Here is a 9,338-nt window from a genome sequence, read left to right on the forward strand (position 1 = left end):
ATTTTCGCCAGGCGGGCGGACACATGGGACCGCCCCTACCGCAAGCGGGTTGGAAACTCGTCCCGCGTTCGAACCTTTTCACTGACAGTTTTCTGTTGTCTCCGACAATCCCGAATTACATTCGGGACCACCCCAGGTTTTACATCTTACCGATCAGAGAATTTCGTGTCATTTCGTGATTTCATGGTAGCAAAAAATCAAATCACTATCAGCGCTGCCACATTCAGAAAATGCTGTAGATCACAATCTGAATCGCCAGTGCCAGGCAGGCCCAGATTTTCAGGTTTTGATACCAGTGCGTCGCGTTCTCTGCCGTCGTGGTTTCCCGGGGGAGTCGCAGGACCCAGATGAAAACCGCGACCAGGGTGCCGACAAACAACAGCCGCACCGCCGACATCGGAATCTGTATCACCAGGTCGCGAACGAAATTTCCAATATGATGCAGGGGCGTCATGCGGTTTCCTTTCGCGGTTTGAGGCTGAAGACCAGCCCTTCAATCTTTTCGTCCGGCTCGCGCTTCGTCAGCAGACTGATGATCACAATCAGCGAAAACGAAACCACGAACGCCCAGATCGAAAAATACAGGAACGGTTCAGAAATCTGAAACAGCGGCTCCATACCCAGTGCCGTGTAGACCGATTCCTGGTTCAACGTGAATAGCGTGATCGAAAAGCAGACGCCCACAATGAACCCGATGAACGCGGCCACGCCGGTCGCCCGCTTCCACAAGAGACCCGTGAGCAGGATCGCAAACGCGGGTCCCTGGAAAAACGCCATCAGTGTCTGGAAGATCGTATAGATGCCTTCGCTGCGGGTCATCAGGAAGAAGGAAAAACCGATGGCCCAGAGCACCAGCAGGAACGTCACCATACGGCCGATTTTCAACAGCGATTCATCACTGGCGTCTCGGCGATAAAAACGTTTGTAGAAATCGTTGGTTACAATTGTGGACGCGGAGTTGAGATACGAGTCAATGCTCGACATCAGCGCCGCCAGGAAAGCCGCCAGAAACAGCCCCTTTAAACCAGTGGGCAGCAGATGCGAAATCAGTTCGGGAAACGCCTGGTCTCCGTCCGTCAGTTCGGGAAATTTCACAAAGGCGATCAAGCCGGGCACCGCGACAACCACCGGCACCAGGTTTTTGAGCAGCGCCCCCCACACATAGGCTGCTTTCGCGTCGAATTCACTCTTCGCTCCCAGCGAACGTTGCACAATCGCCTGGTTACCAATCCAGTAGGCGGGGCTCAGAATCAACGCCAGACCGAAAAAAATGCCCGTCCACGGAAACGGCGTGTCGGCGTCAGCGGGCAGAATAAGCGATGTGTGCGAGACGTCGCCGGTTGCCGCTGGTTCCGCTTCCGCCTGTTGTTCTGCGACGATGGCGGCCTGCTTCGCATTCTGGATCTGTTCCTGTTTTTTGATCTCCGCCTGAAAATTCTCAATGCCGCCCAGGTCGATAATTCCCAGCACGAGCACCAGCAGGCAGCCTCCGATCATGATCACACATTGAATCATGTCGGTATACACGACGGCCGCCAGTCCGCCGGAAATGGTGTAGATGCCGACCAGGAACGCCGTCAGATAAATGCAGGCGTTGACGGTCATCCCCAGATGCACGTGCATCATTTTCGCGGAAGCCAGCAGCATGATGCCCAGGTTGCACGCCATGAAGATGATCCAGCAGATCGCCAGTGCCGAGCGGACCGCGACGTTGAATCGGCGTTCCATGTATTCGGGAATCGTGGTGACGCCACTCCGCCAGAAAAAGGGAATGAACACAAATGCGGCGATGATCATCGCAGGCACGCAGCCGATCCATTCGAAATTCGCGACCGCCAGGCCATGCTGATGCGCGGCTCCTCCCGTGCCCACAATGTCAACGGCACCAATGTCGGTCGCCACCAGCGACATGCCAATTGCCCACCACGGCAGCTTGCGACCGGCCAGGAAGTAATCGGAACCGGTCTTGATTTTGGAACCGATATACAGACCCAGGCCCAGTGTTCCGATCAGATATGCGGCGATCACGGCAAAATCGAGGAACGACAGTGACTGCATGAGGAATGAACCCTGAATGAGATTCGAAATCAGATGGAGTGAGCGACCCGTTGAATTGTTTCCTACGATACAGCGAACCGGTTAAAAAATCGACCGTATTCGCAGGAAAACAGCAGAGACCGCACCAGCGGCGTTCATTTGTTCTGTGTCGCGAGCACTGCTTTGATCTGAGGCAGCAGCAGATCCGCCACCATCCGCTGGCCTTTGGTATTCGGATGCATGCCATCCAGCAGCAGATCGTCGGCGGCCTGGTTCGGCTGTTTGTCATAGTTTTCAAAGGCCGCGTAGACATCGACGAGCGGCACATGTTCCTCTTTCGCAATCTTCCGCACCGCAGCCGCATACGATTTCAGCAGTACATTAAAACCCTGTGGATCTTCCGGATCATACGGCGGTTTGCCATACAGTTTTTTCAGGCGGGGAATCCACCGCAGCGAGTTCGGCGTCATCAGGATCACGGCGACCTGTTTTTCTTTGAGCTGTCTGATCATTTTGCGCAGGTTGGCGTCATACTGTTCCACTGAAACACGCGATTTGGTCGCAGGTGGATCGCGCCACACATCGACGGCGGAATCGTTGATGCCATACTGAATCACCACCAGATCGGGATTATGCTGCAGCACATCTTTCTCAAACCGGGCGACCGCCTGCTGGGTGGTGTGTCCCCCGATACCGGAATTCACGACCTTGACAGGGATGCCCGCCGCGGGAAGCTCCTGTGCCAGAAGCATCGAATACACGACCAGCGGCCCCCGCGTCGCCGTCGTCGAATCACCAAAGGTGACGATGGTGACCTGGTCCGCTTTCGCTGGTTCTTTATCCGCCGCCTGCAGAGTCAAACACAACAGACAACCCGCCAGCAGCGAGAAACAGCATAGGAAAGACGCAGCACGATGGATCATGGAAACCAGCCTGTCTATGAAGAAAACAAAAGAGTCGCCAGGTAGCGTTTATTTAATCGTTTCGAATGTGATTCTCAGGACAGTAACCTTACTCAGGTCGGTATTAACCGCGGTTAACGCCGTGCGGCTGATTTTAATTTTATACAATTTCCCAGTCGGAGTGACCCATTAGCCGCAGGGCGTTAGCCCCGGTTCTTCCACATTTGTAACAACATATCGAATTCAGAAATATGATCCAGGTATTCTCAGTGAATCTCTTCAGACTAAACCAGCCGCCCCGCGGTTTCAATTGTTTTCAACAGAAATGCGAGTCAGCGGGAATCGGTCTCTTAAAAGATATGCCCCAGCCCGCGATCACGGCGGCAGCTGGAGAGCTGCGCCAGGTGAAAGGCAAAGTGATTCGTCAACAGCAGCGAGATCGCGTGGCTCACCGTCTGAATCGGAGAACCGTCAAACAGCTCAATCCCATGCGGCCCCGCGACCTCTTCCGGCTTCGCGTTTGCCGCCATTGATTGAAATGTTGTGTAAGCCTGGTTGAGCGACGTAATCAGCGTCTCACGCGTCAGGGAGTCATCGGGTTGCACTTCATCAATCGACCCGGGACCAAACAGCGGCACCCACCGCGGATGTGCCAGACTGCCTCCCAGAAACGTCTGCCCCATCTCACCGACAATCGCCAGGTGACCAAGAATCCAGACCGGCGGATGCCCGTGCCCGGCACCCCGTGTATAAAGAGACTCCTCAGGCAGATCCGCCACGATGGTTGCGAACTGTTTCAGCTGCAACTGATTAATGACAATTTCGTTTTCGAACATGTTGTGTCTTCCCGATTCATTTTACTCGACAACAGAACGTTCAGAAAGAATAAGGTAGTAGGAGTAACATGGACAGTCAACAAGGGATTCAGAGATGGTTGCCGAGTTTGAATCACACGGGCACAAACAGCTCTACTGGGCAACGCAGTCGCATTAAGAGTACGCGCATTAAAAAAGGGCTGGAAGCCCAAGCTCCCAGCCCTTAAAGTACGTAGTACTCCTGTTTGTGTAACACTTACAATTGGGTTACAAGATCCGCAACTGACTACTCAGACGCGAGCGTCTGTCTTGGGTTCATCAGCAGTGACTTGCTCCCAGTTTTAATTGTTATACACGCTTAGTTCGGCAGCCTGTGTGAAGAATCTTGAATGCTCATCACAAAAATTTCCGCAGAAATCGTGTGCCGAAAAATCAGCCGTCAGGATTTTACTGAATGGTAAAACTGTTGTGATCTGCTTCCGCTCGCTTGCAGAATTTCCGATGCGTATCGGCTGCGAATTCGGAATGTTTTTTACAGTTCGGGAATCGGTTCGTCGGCTTTGATATCGACCTCTTCCCAGTTTGCCTGACCGTTTTCATAACGCAGAATTCGGTGCTTGCTGCCCGGTGCGGGCTTCTCATTCACGGTGGGCAGCCACGCGCGATGCTCTTCAATCAGCTTCGCATAATTGGGATCACCGCTCAGGTTGTTCCATTCTGCCGGATCCTGTTTCATGTCATAAAACTCTTCCGATCCGTCCGCGTAATGAATGTACCGATAGTTCTCCGTCCGCACCGAAGTGTTGTTGCGGTTGTGAGAAGTAATCGCGGGCCACTTGCGGGGCGTGTTCGCATCTTTCAATTGAGGCACCAGGGAGTGCCCTTCCAGATCCATGCGGGGTGGCAGGTTGCATAACTCGATCAACGTGGGATAAATGTCCAGCAGCTCGGCCGGTTTCTCGCAGACCGCGTTTTCCGTAATCCCCGGGCCGGCGAATATCAGAGGCACGCGCGTCGAACGTTCCCACAATGTGTTTTTTCCCGTGATCAGTTTTTCGCCCAGATGCCAGCCATGATCCGACCAGATCACTATGATCGTGTTCTCTGCCAGATTGTTTTTCTCCAGCGCCTCGGTCACACGTCCCACCTGGCTGTCGACGAAACTCGTGCACGCCAGGTACGAGCGCACCAGGTTCTTCCACTGATTTGCTTCCTGCAGAAACTTGAAGCGGGGCTCGGGCAGTTTCCAGTGCAGGTACCAGGAAAAGCGGGGCGTGTCGTCCCGGTCGGTCGCCAGGAACGGCGGGAGCTGCAGTGTCTCTTCGGGATACAGGTCGAACCACTGCTGCGTGGCGTAACAGGGAACGTGAGGCAGAAAAAACCCGACCGACAGGAAAAACGGTTCGGTCGGGTTTTTATTCAACTGATCGACGGCCCAGCTTGCGACCTGCCAGTCCCCTTTGTCTTCGTCTTTATGAGGAAACGTACCCCAGTCGACCAGTGGATGCGGGTTGGGTGTCTCAACCAGTTTTTTCGGAGGCTTCACACCCACGCCCGCGGGAGGCCCGATGACCGAGAATTCCTGGTCGGTTTTTTTGCGACCATATCCGCCATGATAAATTTTGCCGGTCGTATAGGTTTTATAACCATTCTGTTCCAGGTACTGCGGCAGCGAGACCCGGTCTTTGAATTTTTCAATCGTGCGGAACCAGGGAGCCAGACCATACACGCCCGTCGTCGAAGGTCGCAGTCCCGTCATCAGGCTGGTTCGCGACGGATTACAGAGCGGCGACTGACAATGGGCATTCGCGAACAGCGTTCCTCTGGCTGCCACCTTGTCGATGTGCGGGGTTTTAATCTGCGGATGCCCTTTCAGACAGCCGATCCAGTCGTTCTGATCGTCAATGGCAATGAACAGAATGTTCGGCTTTTGAGCCGCCTGCAACGGGCTGTAAAACGAGCAGAAGAATATGAGCATCATCAGCAAGCGCATCCGAAGTTCCTTTCGATGAATCCTGAAAGCAAGAAGAAATAATGCAATGAGTTATCATAGCGACCGGGGAGAGCGAAAGAAAATGCCTGTATCGATTTGCAGAGTGAGAATTGTCTCATTCCCGGATTCGAGCTGGAAAACATAAACATTAGTTGATATATTGGACGATGTTCAGAACAGGCGATTTTCTCAGGCTCAGGAAAAATCATGCTTTCTTTCTGCAATCATCACGGCAAACAGGGTCGGCGCGAATTTCTGCGTGTGGGCGGTCTGGCGCTGGGTGGAATGACTCTGCCCGGCTTACTGTCGCTGCAGGCACAAGCCGCGGGTTCGGGCACGCTGCTGAAAAACAAATCAGTCATCTTTCTCTTCATGCATGGCGGACCGAGCCAGATTGAAACGTTTGACCCCAAAATGAATGCGCCTTCGGGCATCCACAGTGTGACCGGGGAAGTGGCGACGAAGATTCCCGGCGTGACGTTCGGGGGGACGTTTCCCAAACTGGCTCAACTGGCCGACCAGATGTCGGTCGTGCGTTCCTATCGAACCGGGGACAGCCGCCACGATATCAAGCCGATCGTGCACAAGGATACGCTCAACGCGAATCTGGGGTCCCTCTATTCGCGGGTGGTGGGTGCCAATCATCCCGTCAATGGCATGCCCACCAACGCGGTGCTGTTCCCGCAAGCCATCGATGACAAGATGCTGCCCGCCGTCACGCAGTTCGGCAAATTTGATTCACATGGCCTGATGGGCTCCGCGTATGCCCCATTCGTACCTGGTGCCGGCGGCGACATGCAGTCGAACATGTCTCTTTCGATTTCTCCGAACCGGCTCGACGACCGTCGGCTGTTACTGGCGAAGCTGGATCGCGCCCGCTGGGCAGCGGAGAAAAGCGAAACGTTTGCCGCCAGTTCGCAGTTGCAGCAACAGGCGTTCGACGTGATCCTGGGCGGCGTCTCCAAAGCCTTTGATTTATCAGACGAAGATCCCCGGGTAGTCGCGCGCTACGATACCGCGCCGCTGGTCAAGCCGGCATCCATCAGCACGCGCTGGAAAAATTACAAACGTTATATCGATAACGCACAGTCGCTGGGTAAGCTGCTGTTGATGGCCCGTCGACTCTGTGAAGCCGGCTGCGGTTTCGTGACGATCACCACCAACTTTGTCTGGGACATGCACGCGGACAATAATAACGCCGGCGTTGCAGAAGGCATGGACTACATGGGGGTGCCCTTCGATCATGCCGTGTCTGCTTTTATCGAAGATGTTCGGGCACGCGGCCTCAGCGATGATATTCTGCTGGTCTGCTCAGGCGAGATGGGACGCACGCCCAAACTCAACAGTCGCGGCGGTCGAGATCACTGGGGCAATCTTGCACCGCTGATGTTGTCTGGCGGCGGTCTCAACAGGGGACAGGTCATCGGTCAGTCCACAAAACACGCCAGCGAACCTCAGACTGAACCCATCGAACGCAAAGACCTGGTTACAAGTATCATGCACACGCTGTTTGACCTGGGCGAACTCCGCATCACCCGCGGCGTTCCCAACGAGGTGGTTCAGGTCGCTACCGCAGGCAGACGGATACCCGGCCTGTTTTGACAGGCACATCAGGCCGGGAAATCTATGTCTGAAAAGAGCGGCACCACAATCGCTGCTTACGGGACTTCTGCCACCTGCACGTCATCGAACAGTGCCGTGCCGCCGGCATTGCCTTCCGAAGGAATACCAATCCGCAGCCGCAGGGTAGCGGTTCCTTCAGGAACTTTGATCTCGGTTTGAATCGTTTCCCATTCCGCCAGATCCTGTTTCAGTTTCCGCTGCTCTGAACGGGCAAATCCCAGCGACTTATTTGCTGAATCGTTCAGGCACTGTACCACCACCATCGGTAGTGACTGGAGACTTCTGGTCTGGACCCGGGCTGAAATGCGGTAAGTCTTTCCCGCCTGGAATCCCTGCAGATCCTGGTGGGCATTGTAGGAGACCTGCTGCTGTGGATGGTCTGCAGAGACCTTGATCGCCAGTACGCGCGAGCCATTCACTTGCGGCTCCAACTGGGACTGATAACTGATCAGACGGGACTGACCGGGCAGCGAGGTAAAATACCAGTCACTGGGTGTCGCGGAACGCGGATCAACGGCTTCAAAGTCCGCATTCACAACTTGAGGGGCCTGGACCGTAGCAGCACTTAAAACGAGAGCGAGTAAAACCACCATTCTTCAATCCTCCTTGAATTAAGAAAATGTTTCAGAACGAGGTTTCCATTTTGCAATAACCGTGCCACGGCTCAGAGATGTGAAACTGCGAAGTCTGTCTAAACCAGGGGTCACAAATCACCCCTTTCCCAGATCTGCTTTGTAAACTCAGCCTGTAAAACTTACAGCCCGACCGGCGTTAGCAGCCGTTTATGCAAAACGATTACCACCACGAAAAACACGAAACCACACGAAAGAAAAAGAAGGGTGAGCCCGAATAGAATTCGGGCCGAGCGCAGCGAGCAGGAGGTTACAGTTCCAGTGATCAAATCAGCCACCGGAAACCAACCCCGTAGGGGCGAACCCATGTGTTCGCCCGCGGTCTCGACGTACTTTGCCTTGTCGCGCTGCGAATGGTTTTACTGGTCCCGTTCCGAGCGCGGAACCAGTTCGATCTTCCCCAGGCGGGCGGACACATGGGACCGTCCCTACCGCAAGCGGGTTAGAAGTTCATCAATCGTTCAAACACTTTCACCCACAACCTCCTGTTGTCTTCGACAACCTCGGATTACATCCGAGGCCACCCACGGTTTTACTTCACGACAAATAGAATGGGCTGATTAACAACCGGCATTAATGCCCTTTGGTTAATAGAGAATGCCTCGCGTCCGGTCGTCGAAACGCGGAGCCGGCCTGCTCCCGCTGGAGATTGAATGTCCTCGGTAGCAGACACATGCATCACTATTGCGCAGACTCGCTGGGCTCATCCTGTTCAATCACCTGGCGTGCTTTGACGGCCAGCTGATGACGGCTGAATGGTTTTCGCAGAAAGGGGATCCCGTCTTTAACGACGCCATGATCGGCGATGATATTCACGGTATATCCCGAAATATACAGAACCTTCAGTTCGGGTCTGATGATTTTCAATGTGTGGTATAAATCTCTTCCGTTCATTTCCGGCATCACCACATCTGAGATCAACAGATCAATCGTTCCCTGATAATTCTGTGCCGCCTGAATCGCTTCGCGGGGGGTGGTTGACGTGATGACCTGGTAACCCAGCGACGCCAATATATCTCGGGTGGTGTGCGCCAGCATTGCTTCATCGTCAATCAGCAGAATGACTTCGTTTTTGCCCGGCGGGGTTTGGACGGACTCTTTCACAACGGTTGTTTTCTCGCCGGTGGCCTGCCGAGGCAGTGAGATTTCAAATCGCGAGCCACTTCCGACTTCACTGCTGACATGAATCAGGCCTTTGTTCTGCTTGACAATCCCATAAATGGTAGCCAGTCCCAGGCCGGTTCCTTTACCCGCTCTTTTCGTTGTGAAAAAGGGCTCGAAAATGCTCTGTAGAAAAGCTCCCTTTGATTGCTATTTTCGAAATTAATAAGTCATG

The 9,338-nt window shown here is 54.0% G+C and carries 8 protein-coding genes; 1 reads left to right on the forward strand and 7 read right to left on the reverse strand.

Annotation, left to right across the window (positions count from 1 at the left end):
- Window positions 1-223: 223 nt before the first annotated feature.
- The 5 genes from AACZ40_RS26200 to AACZ40_RS26220 form a co-directional block, all read right to left on the reverse strand.
- A complete protein-coding gene (locus tag AACZ40_RS26200; RefSeq protein WP_339676503.1) occupies window positions 224-454 on the reverse strand; it encodes a hypothetical protein in 231 nt (76 codons plus the stop codon).
- Window positions 451-2,058 (reverse strand): sodium/solute symporter, encoded by a 1,608-nt coding sequence (locus tag AACZ40_RS26205; protein ID WP_339676505.1) that lies wholly within the window; start codon window positions 2,056-2,058, stop codon window positions 451-453. Before AACZ40_RS26205 ends, AACZ40_RS26200 begins: the two co-directional genes overlap by 4 nt.
- A gap of 134 nt (window positions 2,059-2,192) precedes the next feature.
- Complete coding sequence (locus AACZ40_RS26210; protein WP_339676508.1) at window positions 2,193-2,960, reverse strand: SGNH/GDSL hydrolase family protein; 768 nt, start codon at window positions 2,958-2,960, stop codon at window positions 2,193-2,195.
- 329 nt (window positions 2,961-3,289) lie between these two features.
- Window positions 3,290-3,775 (reverse strand): DinB family protein, encoded by a 486-nt coding sequence (locus AACZ40_RS26215; protein WP_339676511.1) that lies wholly within the window; start codon window positions 3,773-3,775, stop codon window positions 3,290-3,292.
- A 511-nt stretch (window positions 3,776-4,286) separates the two neighbouring features.
- Window positions 4,287-5,747, reverse strand: coding sequence for a sulfatase (locus AACZ40_RS26220; RefSeq protein WP_339676514.1), 1,461 nt, complete (start codon window positions 5,745-5,747; stop codon window positions 4,287-4,289).
- A gap of 207 nt (window positions 5,748-5,954) precedes the next feature.
- On the opposite strand from AACZ40_RS26220, the gene AACZ40_RS26225 reads away from it, so the two are divergent.
- Window positions 5,955-7,349, forward strand: a complete 1,395-nt coding sequence (locus AACZ40_RS26225) for a DUF1501 domain-containing protein (protein ID WP_339676517.1) — start codon at window positions 5,955-5,957, stop codon at window positions 7,347-7,349.
- A gap of 56 nt (window positions 7,350-7,405) precedes the next feature.
- Here the strand turns inward: AACZ40_RS26225 and AACZ40_RS26230 are convergent, their stop codons facing one another.
- Together AACZ40_RS26230 and AACZ40_RS26235 are read right to left on the reverse strand one after the other, a co-directional pair.
- Entirely contained in the window at window positions 7,406-7,963 is a 558-nt protein-coding gene (locus tag AACZ40_RS26230; RefSeq protein WP_339676520.1) for a hypothetical protein, read from the reverse strand.
- Between the two features lie 720 nt (window positions 7,964-8,683).
- Window positions 8,684-9,106 (reverse strand): response regulator, encoded by a 423-nt coding sequence (locus AACZ40_RS26235; protein WP_339676522.1) that lies wholly within the window; start codon window positions 9,104-9,106, stop codon window positions 8,684-8,686.
- Between the last annotated feature and the right edge of the window lie 232 nt (window positions 9,107-9,338).

It is taken from the genome of uncultured Gimesia sp. (assembly GCF_963972345.1).
Taxonomy (GTDB): domain Bacteria; phylum Planctomycetota; class Planctomycetia; order Planctomycetales; family Planctomycetaceae; genus Gimesia.

What these genes read in the sequence shown, in the direction of transcription:
- AACZ40_RS26200 (WP_339676503.1), bottom strand. Translation starts at nt 454, where the DNA reads ATGACGCCCCTGCATCATATTGGAAATTTCGTTCGCGACCTGGTGATA.
- AACZ40_RS26205 (WP_339676505.1), bottom strand. Translation starts at nt 2,058, where the DNA reads ATGCAGTCACTGTCGTTCCTCGATTTTGCCGTGATCGCCGCATATCTG.
- AACZ40_RS26210 (WP_339676508.1), bottom strand. Translation starts at nt 2,960, where the DNA reads ATGATCCATCGTGCTGCGTCTTTCCTATGCTGTTTCTCGCTGCTGGCG.
- AACZ40_RS26215 (WP_339676511.1), bottom strand. Translation starts at nt 3,775, where the DNA reads ATGTTCGAAAACGAAATTGTCATTAATCAGTTGCAGCTGAAACAGTTC.
- AACZ40_RS26220 (WP_339676514.1), bottom strand. Translation starts at nt 5,747, where the DNA reads ATGCGCTTGCTGATGATGCTCATATTCTTCTGCTCGTTTTACAGCCCG.
- AACZ40_RS26225 (WP_339676517.1), top strand. Translation starts at nt 5,955, where the DNA reads ATGCTTTCTTTCTGCAATCATCACGGCAAACAGGGTCGGCGCGAATTT.
- AACZ40_RS26230 (WP_339676520.1), bottom strand. Translation starts at nt 7,963, where the DNA reads ATGGTGGTTTTACTCGCTCTCGTTTTAAGTGCTGCTACGGTCCAGGCC.